Here is a 14,863-nt window from a genome sequence, read left to right as displayed (position 1 = left end):
TGCTACGCGAGGGTTACACGAAGCCGCGATGTTTATTTCGCGGACCAAGGAATCGAGAGACAGGATGAACGAGTTCCCGGCCGGAGCAACCCTGCACCCCGAAATCGTTCCCTCGCGCTGGACGCTCATCCGCGACGTGGCCGTCTTTCAGCTGAAACTGGTCCTCGATGGTCTGAGGGACGCGCTGCTGCTGCCGATCTCGCTCTTCGTCGCCCTCCTGGACGTGCTCGGAATCGGCCCCCGAGCGGGCTGGCAGTTCTACGGGTTGCTGGAGTGGGGGCGCCGGACGGAGTACTGGATCAACCTGTTCGGCGCCACGGAGCACGTCCGTGCCTCGACGTCGGCCCCGCGACCCGGCGTCGACGCCCTCGTCGACCGTCTGGAGCGGCTGGCGGTGCAGGAGTACGAGAGGGGCGGGATCACGGCCTCGACGAAGGACGCCGTGGACCGTGCCCTCGACCACCTCACGAGGCCCGGACCCTCCGACCGCGATCTCTCCGGGCCGCCGCCGTGAGCCGGAGTTCGGCCGACAGCGCGTGCGCTTCCAGTCCCTCCAGTCTGGCGAGCGCCGCGGTGTCCCGCAGCAGGTCCTCGTAGGCGCCATCTTCGGGCGAAAGCGACAGCCACATCGGTCGACGCAGGAACGAGAACACGGAGAGTCCCGAGTCGAACGCCGCGGCGCCCGATGTGGGAAGGGTGTGGTTCGGTCCGGCTCCGTAGTCGCCGGCCGCCTCGGGCGTGGCCGTCCCCACGAAGAGCGATCCGTAGCGGTGGAGGCGAGGAGCAAGCGACTCCGCCTGCTCGCCGTGCAGGTGCAGGTGCTCCGGCGCCACCGCGTCGCAGATGGCGGCGGCCTCGTCGGGGCCCGCCGCGAGGAGGGCGCCGCCGGCCGCGAGGGCCTGACGCGCGATCGGGGCCGTCCGCAGCGTGGCCAGCTGCCGCTCGGCCTCTTCGCGGACGGCCTCGACGGTCGCATCGTCGAAGGCGCACAGCAGCGGGACGGCGTCGGGGTCGTGCTCGGCCTGGGCGAGCAGGTCGGCCGCGACGCGCGCCGGCTCCGCATCCGGCGAGGCGACGACGAGCAGCTCGGATGGGCCGGCGATGGTGTCGAGGCCGACCCGGCCGTAGAGGAGACGCTTGGCCGCGGTGACGAACCGGTTCCCCGGCCCCACGATCTTCTCGCAGCGGGGGACGCCTCCGGCCCCGAAGGCAAGCGCGCCGATCGCCTGCGCGCCGCCGATGGCGAGCAGGCCGTCCGCGCCGGCGATGAATGCCGCGGCCTGGACCGCCCCGGTCGGGCGGGGCGATGCCGCCCAGACTTCGCCCACGCCCGCCACCCTCGCGGGGATCGCGGTCATGAGCACCGAGGACGGGAGGGGGAAGCGCCCCCCGGGCGCGTAACAGCCCGCCGCAGCGACCGGTACGAGCCGATGGCCGCCGCGGCCGCCCGCGACCCGCGTGTCGAGGTCGGCCGCGGATGCCCGCTGGGCCTCCGCGAACGCGCGGATGCGGTCGGCCGCGCGGCGAAGCAGCTCGCGGTCGTCGGGGTGGAGTGCCTCGGTCGCGCGCCCGAGCGCCGACCGGTCGAGCAGCAGGTCGTCGCCCGGATCGAGGTCGCCGAGCCGCTCGGCGTGCTCCCGGAGCGCCGGCTCTCCGCGCCGCTCGACATCGTCCAGGATCGTGCGCGCGACCTCGAGAGCCGCCGGATCGAGTGCCGGCGAGCGCACCGCCCGCACGGCCTGCTCGAGGCCGATCGGCGGGAGGATCCCGCCCGCCGCCGCGGCGGGCGCCGAAGCCGTCCGCCCCGTCGGCCCTCCCGGCGCTCGCGGGACTCGTCGACGCACCCTGAGGGCCCGCCGCCCGAGTTCACGCCGTACATCTTCGAGCGAGCCGCCGGCCTTCACGAGCCGCGTGAGGGCGAAGTAGCAAAGGTCCGCGAACTCCGCCACCGCGTCGGCCTTCGATCCGGCTTCCGCCAGTTCTAGCGCTTCCTCGACGAGCTTCCCACGCAACAGCTCGGGATCCCCGGCGAGTCGCGCGGTCAGCGAGCCGGGTTCCGGGTCGGCGAGTCGCGCGCGAAGGCGGGTCTCGAGGTCATGCAGTCCCATGCCCGCCACCGATGACGGGGCCGCCGACGTGCCGGAAGGCGCAGCGTCGAAACAGGTCGGGGCGCCGGTGTGACAGAAGCCGGTCCCACGCTGCCGCACGGTGAAGCGCAGCGTGTCCCGGTCACAGTCCGCCGCCACGCGGACGAGTTCCTGTGTGGCGCCGGAGGTCTCGCCCTTCCACCACAGCCCCCGTGAGCGGCTCTGGTAGACGCCGCGTCGTTCGCTGACGGCGGCGCGCAGGCTCTCCGCGCTCGACCAGGCGAGCCCGAGCGCCCGCCCGACCGTGTCCTCGACCAGCGTCGCCCACAATCCGTCCGCCCGGTCGGATTTCAGAGGAGCCGCGATGGCGTCGGCCAGGTCCATGCGCCCGCTGTAGATCGCCATCCCCACCTGCGCGTCCGCGCCCATTCGGTCCAGCGCCGCGATCTCCGATACCTCGCGGACGCCACCCGCCACCGTAACGCGCGCGGATCCAGCGGCCCCGACGAGGGCGGATACCCGGTCCAGCGGGATCCCGCCCAGCGTGCCTTCGACCTCCACGAAGGTGACCAGATAGCCGTCCGCGAGACCATCGAGTTCCTCCATCCGTCCGATGACGTCGCGACCCGTCCCGCGCTGCCAGCCCTCCACGACGACCTCGCCATCGCGCGCGTCGAGCGCCGCGATCACGCGTTCCGCGGGAAGCCCGTCCAGGACCTCGGCATTCGCGGCCGTGCCCAGGATCACCCGCCGCGCACCCGCGTCGAGCCAGTCGAGCGCCGCCTCGGGGGACCGGATGCCGCCACCCACCCGACACGGTGCGAGCGGGAGCAGTTCCCGGATGAGGGCGGCGTTGTCTCCGCGGCCGAGCGCCGCGTCGAGATCGATGATCGCGACTTCCCCCGCGACGGCGAACTTCTCGGCGAGCGGCCGCGGGTCGCCGGCGTCGATCTCGAGCGTGAAGCCCTGCCGGAGCTGCACGGCCCGGCCGCCCATGAGGTCGATGGATGGGATGATCATCGACGTACCGCGACCCCGAGTTGCTGCAGTCGATCCTTGAGCCGGCCGATCGACCAGTCGCCCTGATGGAAGATCGACGCCGCCAGCACCGCGTCCGCCCCGGCCTCGACCGCCGCGCACATGTGACCCGCATGGGCTCCCCCGCCGGAAGCCACGATCGGCACCGGCACGGCTTCGCGGATCGCTCCGATCAGGGCCAGGTCGTAGCCGCTTCGCGTCCCGTCGCGGTCGAAGCTCGTGAGGAGTATCTCGCCCGCGCCCAGTGCCGCCGCGCGGCGACCCCACTCCGCGGCATCGAGGCCCGTGCGCCGCCCTCCCGAGTGCGTCAGCACCTCGAAGCCGCTTGGACACGCATCGTCCGACGTCGCGCCGGCGTCGAGGGCCAGGACCGCGCACTGGGCCCCGAACCGCGTCGCGATCTCCGACAGGAGTTCCGGTCGCTCGACCGCCGCCGTGTTCACGGCGACCCGGTCCGCCCCCGCCTCCAGCAGCGCGCCCGCGTCTTCCGCCGTCCGCACGCCGCCGCCGACCGTAAGCGGAATCGAGATCTCGTCACGAACGCGGCCCACCGTCTCGAACTGGGCCACCCTTCCCTCCGCCGTAGCCGAGACATCGAGGATCACGAGTTCGTCCGCCCCTTCGCGCTCGTAGCGTCGAGCGAGCCGGGCGGGGTCGCCCTGGTCTTCGAGGTTGTCGAAACGGACGCCCTTCACGACCCTGCCGTCCCTTACGTCCAGGCACGGAACGACCCGAACGTTCAGCATGCCGCGGCGAGCGAGGGCCGCAGCACGCGCCGTTCGAAGGCGGACGCCGCGCCCGGCGACTCTTCGAGCCAGCGCTTCAGGAGACCCGCTCCGACCTTTCCCGACAGCTCCGGGTGGAACTGGCAGGCGAGGACGCCGCCGCGCTCCAGCCCCGCCACGAAGCGGCTTCCGTGCCGCCCCATCGCGGCGGTCCAGCCCGAGGGACCCATCTCGAGCCCGTAGGAGTTGGCGAAGTAGACGACGGATGACCGCAGGAAGGTGGTTCCGGCCGGGGCCGCGACACGGTTCCAACCCAACTGGGGGACGCGGCAGCTCTCCGCCAACCGGACCACCCGGCCTGGTACGCACCCGAGCCCGGCGGTGCCCGGAGCCTCCTCGCTCTCCTCGCACAGGAGTTGAAGTCCGAGACAGATGGCGAGCGTCGGACGTCCCTCCTCCACGCGCCGGCGGACGGCTTCCGCCCATCCACGCCGGCGAAGCTCCGCCATGCCGTCGGTGAAAGACCCCACGCCGGGGAGGACGACGTAATCGGCACTCGAGATGCCGGCGGCCGAGTCCAGCAGCCGCGGGGTTCTTCCCAGCCGCCGGAAAGCGGCCGCCACCGCCTCGAGGTTCGCCACGCCCGTCGGAACGATTCCCACATCGTCCGGGCCCGTTGCCATCCGCGCGGCGCTCATCGAGACACCGTCTCGAGGGCCCCGGCCCCCGAGTCCTCTTCCACGTCGGCCGCGGGCGACTCTCCCGATCCGAGCACACCCTTCGTACTCGGGACTCCGGCCGCGGCGCGTTCCGCGACCGCTTCGGCGAGGGCGAGACCGAACGCCTTGAAGGCGGCCTCCGCGCGATGGTGGTCGTTGTCTCCACGGATGACATCCAGGTGGAGCGTCAGGCCTCCCGCCGCCGCGAGCGAGGTGAAGAAATGGGTGAGGTTCTCGGTCGCGACCGCCCCCAGCATCTCGCGCCGGAGGCCGAGGTCCACCTTGGCGAAGGGACGCCCGGAGAGGTCCACGACCGCCCGGGCAAGCGCCTCGTCGAGAGGCGCGTAGGCGTACCCGAAGCGGCGAATCCCCTCCCGGTCCCCGAGCGCGTCGCGGATGACCGAACCGAATACGAGTCCGCAGTCCTCCACCGTGTGGTGATCGTCGATGTCGAGGTCGCCCTGCGCGCGCAGATCCAGCGTCATGCCGCCGTGAAAGGCCGCGGCGCCGATCATGTGGTCGAGAAACGCCAGTCCGCTATCGACGCGGCTGCGTCCCCGGCTGTCCAGGTCCAGCCGGGCTTCGATCCGGGTCTCGAGTGTCCGCCGCGACCGTTCTCCCACTCGCCCGGCGGCCGGGCGACCCTCTCCGGAGTTCGCGTTCATCGGAATCTCCTCACGAGATGTGTCCAAGAGTGTCGAGCACGCGGAGGACGCGGCGGAATGTCGCTTCGTCCCCCGGAAGCGTGATCCGGACAAGGTCCGGGAAGTTCGGAAAGCGTCGAATGGCGATGGCCTGCTGCCGAAAGCGGCGGTGTAGCGCGGCCGCCCGATCCGTGGTTGCGAGTACGAAGTTCGCCTGCGACGCGAAGGGCTCCGCCGCTGAGGCGAGCAGTGCGGAGACGAGCCTCTCACGCTCGTGGCACACGGCGGCGACGTACGTCGCGGTGACCCGGTCTCCCAGCGCCAGCGCCCGCTCCGCCAGCCAGATGGAGGGGGCCGAAAGAGGGAAGGGAGCACCGCCGGCCCGAAGGCCCTCGATGACCGCGGGCGGGCCCAGCACGAAACCCACGCGAAGCCCGGCGAGGCCCCAGGCCTTGGACAGCGTCCGCACGACCAGGATGTTGTCGCGCTGCAGCAGCTCCCGCGTCGGATCGCGGTCGGCGAACTCGACGTAGGCGAGATCCGCGAGCAGAGCGGCGTTCGCCGGAAGGCTGTCGGCGATGGCCAGGATCCGCTCGACCGGGGCCACCGTTCCCGTGGGGTTGTGCGGCGAGATCACGGCGACCAGGCCCGTCCGTTCCCCGAGCCGGTCGAGGATGGGTCCGAGAGGCGCGGGGTCGTTCAGCGTGGGTATCGACCGCACCCGCCCGCCAGCGAGCGCCGCGAACGTCGGCACCATCTCGAACGTCGGAGCCACCGTGATCAGTTCGCGGCCCCCCGCGAGATAGCGACGGCAGACGCGGTCGATCGCGTCGTCCGCCCCCGCGGTGACGAGGACCCGGTCTTTCCCGACCCTCGAGGCTTCAGCCAGCCGCTGCTCCAACCGCGAGGCATCCGGATAACGCGTCAGCGCGCTCGCCGGCACTTCCGGGAGGAGACGGACGAGTTCCGGCGCCGGAAACAGGCGCTCGTTGTGATCGAGGCGAAGCCGTTCGCCCGGGGGCGCAGCCACCGTCATCCCGCTCATGCGACGATCTGTCCCGGCGTCGTCACGACGAGATCGGTGCCGCCCCGCGCCTTCACGCTGGGGATCAGGCCCGGAAGGGCCTCGCGCGGCACGGCGACCCGAATGGCATAGCCCTCCTCGCCGTGCAGACGCGACACGGTCGGCTTGCGCATGCAGGGAAGCACCGCCACCAGGTCATCCAGACGCGCCGCGGCCACGTTGACTTCGAGCATGACCCGCTGCCGGGCTTCCACGACCGACTGCAGCACCACGACCAGGTCGTCGATGCGCTCGCGGTGCCGCGGATCCTCGAGCGCGCGCGGATTCGCGTAGAGGCGGGTCGATGAGGTCATCAGTTCGTCGACGATCTCGAGCCCGTTGGCCTCGAGCGTCGCACCCGTCGCGGTGTTGTCGACGATCACGTCGGCGTCCTCCGGCGGAAACACTTCCGTCGCGCCGTACGACCGCACGAGCGTCGCGTCGAGTCCCCGATCTCCGATCCAGCGCGAAGAGAGCCGCGCGTATTCGGACGCCACGGTGAGGCGGCGGCCAGCGGCGTGCAGTCCCGCCCGGGCGACCCGGGTCGGGGCGGCTGCGACGACGCGCACCGGGTCGAGCCCCGTGTCCAGGAGTTCGACCAGCGATCCGTTCAGTTCCGCCACCCAGTCGGCCCCCGCGAATCCCAGGTCGCGAGATCCCGCATGCAGCATCTCCACGACGTTCTGCGGTTTGAGCAACTTGGCGCCGAAGCCGGGGACCGAGATGACCGGGCGGTAGCGGCGCTCCCCGAGATCCACCCGCACGCCGGCGGCGGTCAGCAGCTCGAGTACACCGGACTGCATCCGCCCCTTGGGCAGGGCGAGTCTTGTCGTTTTGTGATTCATGTCGTGGACTCTGGAGGCCGACACCGGCGGGGAGGCAGCGACAAAAAAAGCCGGCCACCCCGGGCCGGCATCGATCGTTCGCAACCTTTGTTCAGGATACAGCTAGACGATCACCGGCCTCCGCGTGGGCGGTGGTAATAATAGTGGCCGAAAAACGGATGGGTGTTCGTCATGGGCGCGGAGGATCGCATCGCGCCGTTAGCTTGTCAAGCATGACCGAATCCCCGACCCCCGGCCGCCGGCCCCCGACGCCGGCGCAGAGCCGCAAGACACGAGCGCGCGTCGCGCCGTGGATCGAACGCACGCCGGTCAGACGCTGGATCCCGGATCGCGGCATCGCTTCGCTGCCCGCGGGAATCGAGCTTTTTCTCAAGCTGGAACTCTTCCAGCGCACGGGCTCCTACAAGGTCCGGGGTGCCTTGAACAACGTCCTCTGCGCTGACGCGGAGACGCTGCAGCGAGGGGTCACGGCCGTGAGCGCCGGGAACCATGCCGTTTCCGTGGCCTACGCCGCCCGGGCCGCCGACACGACCGCCAAGGTCGTCATGCTGTCATCCGCGAACCCGGCACGCGTCGCGCGCTGCCGGAACTTCGGGGCGGAAATCGAGTTCGCGGACGACGGGGCGAGCGGATTTGCACGCATGGAGGAAATCGCCCGGCAAGAGGGTCGGCTCGAGATCCATCCGTTCGAGGGGGAGGCGACCGTCTTCGGCACTTCGACCGTCGGTCTCGAGGTCGCGGAACAACTTCCCGACCTCGATGCGCTGGTCGTCCCCATCGGGGGCGGAGGTCTCATCTCCGGCACGGCGAGCATCGTGAAGCAGCTGGCGCCCGTGTGCAGCGTCTACGGCGTGGAGCCCGTCGGTGCCGACTCCATGCGACGCAGCCTCGATGCGGGCGAGCCGGTCGCGCTCGATCGCATCGACACGATCGCGGACAGCCTCGGCGCCCCCCACGCGGCTCCGTACACCTTCGGACTCGTGCAGCGTTACGTGGATGACGTCGTGCTCGTCGACGACGACGCGATCCGCGCCGCCCTGAAGGCGCTGTTCCTCGACGCGAAGCTGGTGGCCGAACCCGCGTCCGCCGCTCCGCTCGCCGCCACGTGCGGTCCCCTCCGGGAGCGGCTGGAAGGCCGCCGCGTGGGCCTCGTCCTCTCGGGCTCGAACATCGACCTGGACACTTTCGGTACGCACATCCGAGCTGCGGGCTGACCCGGGAACCTTTTTCCGACCCGGAGCGTCCTAGTCGATGTGAAAGGCAAGAGAAGCAGGAAAGGCAAGAGAAGAATCTGGCGGCGGCTGGGAATCCTGGCCGGCGTCCTCGCCGCGGGCTGGCTCGGGTATCTCGGTTTCGAGGCGAAGGTCGCGCGCGACTTCGAAGCGATCGATTCGGTCTCCCCGACCCGTGTCGTCGCCCGGCCGCTGGTGCTGCGTCCCGGCGACCGCGTGGAGCCCCGGCAGGTGGCGAGCCATCTGACGCGAGTCGGTTATCGGTCCGTTTCGAAGCGCACGCCCGACCAGGGAGAGTTCGCCTGGCGCGGCGGGGAACTGAGGCTCGGCAGGCGGCCGCTGCGCCTGGGCGGTTACATGGATCCCGGCGGTACCGTGCGCGTCCGGTTCCGCGGCTTTTCCGGCGCGGGTCGCGTGACGTCGATTCGGGATGCGGACGGGCAGGACCTCGCGACGCTCATCGTGGATCCCGAGGTCATCGGAACCGTGCCGGGCGAGCACGGCCGGGACCGCATCCCGGTAAGACTCGAAGACGTGCCCGGCCATCTCATCGACGCCCTCCTGACCGTGGAGGATCGCCGCTTCTACGAACACGGCGCGCTGGATCCCCGCCGCATCGCCGGCGCCGTGCTCTCGAACCTGCGCCAGGGGCGGATCGCCGAGGGCGGCAGCACCATCACCCAGCAACTTGCGCGCACGCTCTTCCTCTCGACCGATCGCACGCTGCTCCGAAAGGGCCGCGAGGCGGCCATCGCCGTGGCTCTGGAGAGGCGGTTCTCCAAGCGGCGCCTCCTCGAAGCGTATGTGAACCACATCTACCTCGGGCAGGATCGAGGCGTGGCGATCCACGGCTTCGGCCGAGCGGCGCCGTTCTTCTTCGACCGCGACGTCTCCCAGTTGACGCTGGGGCAGTCCGCCATGCTCGTGGGAATCATTCGGGGTCCCAGCATGTATGCGCCGCACCGGCACCCGGAGCGCGCCCGGGCCCGGCGGGACATGGTCCTGCGGCAGATGCATGCACTCGGACACATCGACGCGGACCGGCTGAATGCCGAGCTCGAAATGAGTCTGACCCTCAGCTCTCCGCCGGAGCGGCGCGCCGATGCCCGCTGGTATATGGACTTCCTGCGGCGAGAGCTGGGGTCCGGAGCACGGCCGCTGAGTCTGGATGGTGCGGGCCTGACCGTCGTGTCGTCTCTGGAGCCGGACATACAGCGGGCGGCGGAGCTGGCCGTGTCGGATGGAATCCGAACGCTCGAGCGCATCCGTCCCCGTCTCACGGAGCAGACGGGGCCTCTCCAGGCGGCGCTCGTGGCCCTCGACCCGCAGAGCGGTGACATCCTGGCGATGGTTGGCGGGCGCTCATACGCCACGTCGCAGTTCAACCGCGCCGCGGACGCGCTGCGTCAGCCGGGGAGCGCATTCAAGCCGATCGTGGCGCTGGCCGCGCTGGATCCGCGGGCGGACGCCCCGTTCACCCTGGCTTCCACACTACGGGATGAGCCGCTGGCGCTCGACACGCCCGCCGGCGTGTGGCGGCCCTCCAACGCGGATCGCGAGTTTCTCGGGCCCGTCAGGCTGCGCGACGCGCTCGAGGGGTCGCGCAACGTGCCGTTCGCCCGTCTGGGACTTGCCGTCGGTCCCGAACGGATCGTGGAGACCGCGCAACGGCTGGGTGTCGAGAGTCCGCTGGCCCCATATCCGAGTCTCGCGCTCGGCGCCTCGGAGGTGACGCTCCTCGAGTTGACGGCGGCCTACGCGGTGCTGGCGGCGGAGGGGAGACGGGCGCCTCCGCGCGCCGCGCGCGCCGTGCTGGGTCGAGAGGGCGAGGCCATCCGACCGGCCGAGCTTCGCCGTGAGGCCGTCATCAGCCCGGCGGAGGCGTACCTCGTGACATCGGCCCTGCGCGGGGTGGTGGAGCGCGGCACGGGAAGCGGGGTGCGCGCGGCCGGGTACAGGGGACCCATCGCCGCGAAGTCCGGGACCACGAACGGCTCGCGCGATGCCTGGTTCGTCGGCTACACGCCGGAGCTGGCCGTGGGTGTCTGGGTCGGTTTCGACGATGGGACGCGTCTGGGGTTGTCCGGGTCGCGTGCCGCCCAGCCGATCTTCACGGATTTCCTCATCCGGGTCCTCGGACCCAGGGGCGGAAGCAACTTCCGGTTTCCCGACGGCGTGGAATGGGTCGAGGTCGAACCCGGGACCGGCCTGCGCGCCGGGTGGGGATGTCGCGGCCAGCCCGAACTCTTCCTCGCCGGCACGGCGCCCGAGGTTTCCTGCGGATACCCGATCCGCGGGTGGCCCCGGGGAAGGCCGTGGCGCACGTCGCCGAGGCCGTGAACCGGACGGAACTGGCCTGCTAGTCGTGAACGTGGTCGTGGCGCCCCTGGTGGAACACGACGTGAAGCAGCGACCCCGCGACGAACGCCTGGTAGAGTTCAAGCGCCGCGTGCTCATCCGGGAGTATCCCCGTGCCGGCCGCGAACCCGATCATCGTCGCCACGAGGATCGCTCCGACTCCCACGATGGCCACGACGACTCCGTGCCGCGGCTCGAGCAGCCACCAGATCAGTAGCCCGACGGCGACCCGATGCAGGATAACGGCGAACGCGAAGGGAGCACTCGCCGTCGCCGGCATCAGCGCGCCGCCTTCCAGCAGGGCGTGCAGCACCATCGACGCCACGCCAAGCAGAATCGTGAGGTTGTCGGTGTGCTGCGCCACTCTATGGGAGATCTTCTCGATGAGATAGAGGACGCCACCGCCCGCGATGACGGCGAGGAGGGGCGTGATCTGACGTTCCAGCCAGACGTGCGGAAAAATCTGCCAGGCGACGAGCACCGGCAGCGCCACGAAGACGATCGTATCGATCATCCGCATGGTGTGAGGCCGGTTGTGCAACCAGATGTAAAGGAGGACTCCGGCAACTGGCGCCAACAGCGCAAGGATGAACGGGGTCATTCAGAACCTGTCAGGTGGCGCCCCGCGCCGGAGGTTCGCGGCGGAGGGGATCGGGAGGAGCAGCCGCCGACCCGGGGCGGCGGCCGCTCCCGAGGGAAGCTGGCGAACCGTTACGCCGGACCGTGATCGTCGCAGTGCCCGGCGTGCGCGTGATGCAAGTGGCCGCCAACCACATAGTCCGTGTGGCCGTCGTGCTGCACCGCCTCGTGGCCGCAGTCGTCGCCGTGCGTGTGGCCGCTGTCATGGCCATCGCAGTCGTGGCCGTGACCTTCGGCCGGACCGTGGTCGTCGCAGTGGTCCCCGTGCACGTGGTGCAGGTGGCCGTCGACGACGTAGTCCGTATGCCCGTCGTGCTCTACGGTCTCGTGGCCGCAATCGTCACCGTGCGTATGGCTGCTGTCGTGACTCTCGCAGCTGTGGTCATGCTCGCCCATGAGTTTTTCTCCTTGACTAGTGAGAATGAGGCCGCGCGGTGGCGACCAGGTGATCGACGTGGTGGTCTTCGTTGCACTGCGTGGCACTGGCCTCCACCTGGACCGTGACGTGCTGCAGGTTGAAATCGTCGTAGGCGATCTCCCGGATCCTGTCGAGAAGCTTCGCCGTATCGCCTTCGTGCTCGGGATCCACCAGGACATGCGCCGTGAGCGCGTCGTAGCCCGGCGCGAGCGTCCACACATGGACGTCGTGAATCACCGTGACTCCCTCGAGATCCTCGATCTGGTGGCAGAGCTTGTACACGTCGACGTGTTCCGGCGTCCCCTCGAGCAGCACGTGCACGACCTTGGCCAGCAGGCGCCACGTGCTGAGCAGGATCAGAATCCCGATGAGGACGCTGAGGATCGGGTCGGAGATGTACCAGCCGAAAGCCCACACGAGCACCCCGGACACGATGACCGCGACCGACCCGAGAATGTCGGCGATCACGTGGGCCAGGGCCCCTTCCACGTTCACGCTGTGCTTTGCCGACCGGTGCAGCACCCAGGCCGCGGCGAGGTTGGCGAGGAGCCCGAGGGTCCCCACGATCAGCATCAGGCCGCCCTCGACCTCCGGGATCTCCTGGAAGCGGTGGTACGCCTCGAAGATGACCCAGGCGGAGATCAGCCACAGCGTGAGTGCGTTGATGAGCGCGGCGAGGATTTCCACCCGGTGGTAGCCGAAGGTGCGCTCCACCGAGGCGGCGCGCGTCGCGAAGTTCACGGCGAACAGCGCGAGGCCGATGGAGGCCGCGTCGGTGAGCATGTGCCCCGCGTCGGCGATGAGGGCCAGGCTTCCGGACAGAACGCCCCCGACCACCTCGACGAACATGAAGCTGGCAATGATCAGCAGGGCGACGGTGAGGTCGCGCTTGCTGGCGTTCCTCAACTCGTCCGAATGATCGTGGGCGCCGAAAATCCCGTGGTGGTGGTGATGGTGGTCGTGATCATGGCCGTGGTGGTGGTGTCCGTGGCCGTGGTCGTGCCCATGGTCGTGGTCGTGCCCGTGATCGTGGTCATGCCCATGGTCGTGGTCGTGCCCATGGTCATGGCCGTGCCCGTGAGCATGGTCGTGATCGTGCCCATGGTCATGATCGTGTCCGTGACCGTCGCGACCACCGCTGGAGTTCATGAGAACCACCGCCATCCGGGATGGTTGGTTTGCCTGGCTTCCGCAGCGAAAAAGCTACCGTCCCCTCTGCGCGCGCCGATAGCCCTGTCCCCCCGAACAAGTAGGATTCGAGATCGGTAGTCAAGGGACCATCGGATCACGGAAGTCAACGGCTCTCGTACACCGACGTGTTGCCCGCGGCGTCGAACCGGATCACGTCGTAGGGATCGACGCGGTCCCCGAACTCCATGCCCGGGGAGCCCACCGGCATCCCGGGTACCGCGAGCCCGCTCGCGGAGGGCTTCTCGGCGAGGAACCGGGCGATGACCTCCGCGGGGATGTGGCCCTCGAACACGTAGCCGTCCACGAGCGCCGTGTGGCACGACTGCAGCTGGAGCGGCAGGCCCGCGTCCACCTTCACGCCGATCATGTCGTCGGTGTCCTCGACATCGAGTTCGAACCCGGCCTCCCGCATGTGGTCCACCCAGAGGGCGCAGCACCCGCAGGTGGGCGACTTGTAGACCTTGATCGTCGGCGTTTCCGCGATGGTCGCGGCCAACCTCGCGTCGACCATGGCCATCGACGGAGCCGCGGCCGCGGCCGCCGTCCGTCCGCTCTCCCCCGCCGCTTCCGGCGCACATCCGCCGACGAGCAGCGTCAGGCCGAGCGAGGCCGCTCCAACGCCCATCTTTCCGAACTTTCCGTTCAACATCGTCACTCCCGGTTCGATTCCTGCCGCTCTATCCCCCAAGTTATCCGCGAGGAGGCTGCCACGGTACCGTTACGATACGATTCCGGGCGGTATCATGCGGCGATCATGCGCGGGGATGCGGGCGCCGCTCGGGCGGCGGACAACGCTTGAGAGAGGCGAAGCGTGATGGAGAGACTGTTACAACTGTGGAGCGAAGTGGTCGCCTTCATGGCTCCGCGCTGGCTCCCCAGCCTGATCGTGATCGCGGTCGCCGGCCTCGTCTACCTGGTGGCGCTGATGGTGCTGGGCCGCGCGCAGAAACACTGGGTGACCCGGACCGCGACGCAGCTCGACGATCTGGCCGTGCGGCTGCTCCGCCAGGCGCTGCTGCTGTCGAGCGGGGCCTGGGCGGTCTGGCGCCTGCTGGACATCTGGGCACTGCCCATGGCGGCCCAGTGGGTCTATGCGATCTGGATCGGCGTCCTCTTCTTCCCGCTGAGCCGCTTCATCGGAGATCTCCTGACCGCGCTCGAAACCGAGGTCGTTGCGCGCACGTCGACGCCGCTCGACAAGACGGCGCTGCCGATGATCAACAAGGCGATTCGCTTCGCGGTCATCGCCCTCGGCATCGTCCTCGCGCTCGCCGAACTGGGCATCAACATCGCCCCTCTCCTCGCCGGGGCCGGCGTCATGGGACTCGCCCTTTCGCTTGCCGCCAAGGACACGCTCTCCAACGTGATCGCGGGAGTGCTCCTCATCGTCGACCGCCCCTTCCAGGTCGGGGACCGGATCGAACTCTGGACCGCACCCAACGAGACGGGGTCCTGGGGCGACGTGATCGAGATCGGGCTCCGGGCCACGAAGATCCGGAATCCCGACAATCTCGTCGTCGTCGTCCCGAACAGTCAGCTCATGCTGCGCGACATCGTCAACTACACGATGTCCGGCCAGGACATCCGGCTTCGAATCCCGTTCTCGGTCGCGTACGAATCGGACATCGAGCGGGCGAAGTCGCTGCTGGTGGACATCGCCCTGGGCGTCGATGGGGTCAAGGACGACCCGGCGCCGGTCGTCATCGCCCGGAGCTTCGGCCCGTCCGAGGTCAACCTCGAATTGCGCGTCTGGATACTGGAGGCGAGGGCGAGGCGGCGCATCGCGGACGACATCAGCGAAAGGGCGCTCCCCGCCTTCGAGGGGGCCGGCGTGGAGATCCCCTACCCGAAGCGGGAACTCTTCATCCGGTCCGCGGATGGGTCACAGGTTGGCGGGGCCTGAA

General features: G+C 69.8%; 14 protein-coding genes and 1 pseudogene. 4 read left to right on the top strand and 11 right to left on the bottom strand.

From position 1 onward, the window contains the following. Nucleotides 1-64: 64 nt before the first annotated feature. Complete coding sequence (locus tag RN901_RS08880) at nt 65-514, top strand: hypothetical protein (RefSeq protein WP_310757914.1); 450 nt, start codon at nt 65-67, stop codon at nt 512-514. On the opposite strand, the gene hisD is transcribed toward RN901_RS08880, so the two are convergent. The 6 genes and pseudogenes from hisD to hisG all read right to left on the bottom strand — a co-directional run bounded on the left by hisD (nt 465) and on the right by hisG (nt 7,121). Next, nucleotides 465-3,107, bottom strand: coding sequence for a histidinol dehydrogenase (hisD, locus tag RN901_RS08875; RefSeq protein ID WP_310757913.1), 2,643 nt, complete (start codon nt 3,105-3,107; stop codon nt 465-467). The two genes, RN901_RS08880 and hisD, sit on opposite strands and share 50 nt — an antisense overlap. Beyond that, a complete protein-coding gene (gene hisF, locus RN901_RS08870) occupies nt 3,104-3,871 on the bottom strand; it encodes an imidazole glycerol phosphate synthase subunit HisF (RefSeq protein WP_310757912.1) in 768 nt (255 codons plus the stop codon). Before hisF ends, hisD begins: the two co-directional genes overlap by 4 nt. Next, nucleotides 3,865-4,548, bottom strand: a complete 684-nt coding sequence (hisH, locus tag RN901_RS08865; protein WP_310757911.1) for an imidazole glycerol phosphate synthase subunit HisH — start codon at nt 4,546-4,548, stop codon at nt 3,865-3,867. Before hisH ends, hisF begins: the two co-directional genes overlap by 7 nt. A gap of 71 nt (nt 4,549-4,619) precedes the next feature. Further along, nucleotides 4,620-5,234 (bottom strand): annotated as a pseudogene (gene hisB / locus RN901_RS08860) (imidazoleglycerol-phosphate dehydratase HisB); the annotation flags it as partial. 10 nt (nt 5,235-5,244) lie between these two features. Next, the gene (locus RN901_RS08855) at nt 5,245-6,258 is read right to left on the bottom strand and encodes a histidinol-phosphate transaminase (protein WP_310757909.1); all 1,014 of its coding nucleotides are present in this window, start codon (nt 6,256-6,258) and stop codon (nt 5,245-5,247) included. After that, nucleotides 6,255-7,121, bottom strand: coding sequence for an ATP phosphoribosyltransferase (gene hisG / locus RN901_RS08850; RefSeq protein ID WP_310757908.1), 867 nt, complete (start codon nt 7,119-7,121; stop codon nt 6,255-6,257). Before hisG ends, RN901_RS08855 begins: the two co-directional genes overlap by 4 nt. Nucleotides 7,122-7,333: 212 nt before the next feature. Here hisG and RN901_RS08845 point away from each other — a divergent pair, with 212 nt between their 5' ends. Continuing rightward, on the top strand, nt 7,334-8,335 hold the full coding sequence (locus tag RN901_RS08845; protein WP_310757907.1) for a threonine/serine dehydratase: 1,002 nt from the start codon (nt 7,334-7,336) through the stop codon (nt 8,333-8,335). A gap of 39 nt (nt 8,336-8,374) precedes the next feature. Beyond that, nucleotides 8,375-10,693 carry a transglycosylase domain-containing protein gene (locus tag RN901_RS08840; RefSeq protein ID WP_310757906.1) on the top strand — a complete coding sequence of 773 codons (2,319 nt, stop codon included), beginning with the start codon at nt 8,375-8,377 and terminating at the stop codon, nt 10,691-10,693. Nucleotides 10,694-10,712: 19 nt separating this feature from the next. Here RN901_RS08840 and RN901_RS08835 read toward each other — a convergent pair whose 3' ends face one another. From RN901_RS08835 to RN901_RS08815, 5 genes are all read right to left on the bottom strand, one after another. Further along, nucleotides 10,713-11,312: a hypothetical protein gene (locus tag RN901_RS08835; RefSeq protein ID WP_310757905.1), complete on the bottom strand. Its 600-nt coding sequence runs from the start codon at nt 11,310-11,312 to the stop codon at nt 10,713-10,715. Between the two features lie 110 nt (nt 11,313-11,422). Then, on the bottom strand, nt 11,423-11,746 hold the full coding sequence (locus tag RN901_RS08830; RefSeq protein WP_310757904.1) for a hypothetical protein: 324 nt from the start codon (nt 11,744-11,746) through the stop codon (nt 11,423-11,425). A 16-nt stretch (nt 11,747-11,762) separates the two neighbouring features. Next, complete coding sequence (locus RN901_RS08825; RefSeq protein ID WP_310757903.1) at nt 11,763-12,674, bottom strand: cation diffusion facilitator family transporter; 912 nt, start codon at nt 12,672-12,674, stop codon at nt 11,763-11,765. After that, on the bottom strand, nt 12,671-12,877 hold the full coding sequence (locus tag RN901_RS08820) for a hypothetical protein (RefSeq protein ID WP_310757902.1): 207 nt from the start codon (nt 12,875-12,877) through the stop codon (nt 12,671-12,673). The genes RN901_RS08825 and RN901_RS08820 overlap by 4 nt, the downstream gene beginning before the upstream one ends. A 185-nt stretch (nt 12,878-13,062) precedes the next feature. Beyond that, a complete protein-coding gene (locus RN901_RS08815) occupies nt 13,063-13,476 on the bottom strand; it encodes a DUF411 domain-containing protein (protein WP_345782371.1) in 414 nt (137 codons plus the stop codon). Between the two features lie 297 nt (nt 13,477-13,773). On the opposite strand from RN901_RS08815, the gene RN901_RS08810 reads away from it, so the two are divergent. After that, on the top strand, nt 13,774-14,862 hold the full coding sequence (locus tag RN901_RS08810; RefSeq protein WP_310757900.1) for a mechanosensitive ion channel family protein: 1,089 nt from the start codon (nt 13,774-13,776) through the stop codon (nt 14,860-14,862). Nucleotide 14,863: the final 1 nt, after the last annotated feature.

It is taken from the genome of Candidatus Palauibacter soopunensis, from assembly GCF_947581735.1.
GTDB classification, from domain to species: Bacteria; Gemmatimonadota; Gemmatimonadetes; order Palauibacterales; family Palauibacteraceae; genus Palauibacter; species Palauibacter soopunensis.
Note: the sequence above shows the minus strand (reverse complement) of the source record. Positions and strands in the feature narration are given on the sequence as shown.

Bases quoted from the DNA above. Each gene is read 5' to 3' on its own strand.
- RN901_RS08880 (WP_310757914.1), top strand. From the start codon at position 65: ATGAACGAGTTCCCGGCCGGAGCAACCCTGCACCCCGAAATCGTTCCC.
- hisD (WP_310757913.1), bottom strand. From the start codon at position 3,107: ATGATCATCCCATCCATCGACCTCATGGGCGGCCGGGCCGTGCAGCTC.
- hisF (WP_310757912.1), bottom strand. From the start codon at position 3,871: ATGCTGAACGTTCGGGTCGTTCCGTGCCTGGACGTAAGGGACGGCAGG.
- hisH (WP_310757911.1), bottom strand. From the start codon at position 4,548: ATGAGCGCCGCGCGGATGGCAACGGGCCCGGACGATGTGGGAATCGTT.
- RN901_RS08855 (WP_310757909.1), bottom strand. From the start codon at position 6,258: ATGAGCGGGATGACGGTGGCTGCGCCCCCGGGCGAACGGCTTCGCCTC.
- hisG (WP_310757908.1), bottom strand. From the start codon at position 7,121: ATGAATCACAAAACGACAAGACTCGCCCTGCCCAAGGGGCGGATGCAG.
- RN901_RS08845 (WP_310757907.1), top strand. From the start codon at position 7,334: ATGACCGAATCCCCGACCCCCGGCCGCCGGCCCCCGACGCCGGCGCAG.
- RN901_RS08835 (WP_310757905.1), bottom strand. From the start codon at position 11,312: ATGACCCCGTTCATCCTTGCGCTGTTGGCGCCAGTTGCCGGAGTCCTC.
- RN901_RS08830 (WP_310757904.1), bottom strand. From the start codon at position 11,746: ATGGGCGAGCATGACCACAGCTGCGAGAGTCACGACAGCAGCCATACG.
- RN901_RS08820 (WP_310757902.1), bottom strand. From the start codon at position 12,877: ATGACCATGGGCACGATCACGACCATGCTCACGGGCACGGCCATGACC.
- RN901_RS08815 (WP_345782371.1), bottom strand. From the start codon at position 13,476: ATGGCCATGGTCGACGCGAGGTTGGCCGCGACCATCGCGGAAACGCCG.
- RN901_RS08810 (WP_310757900.1), top strand. From the start codon at position 13,774: ATGGAGAGACTGTTACAACTGTGGAGCGAAGTGGTCGCCTTCATGGCT.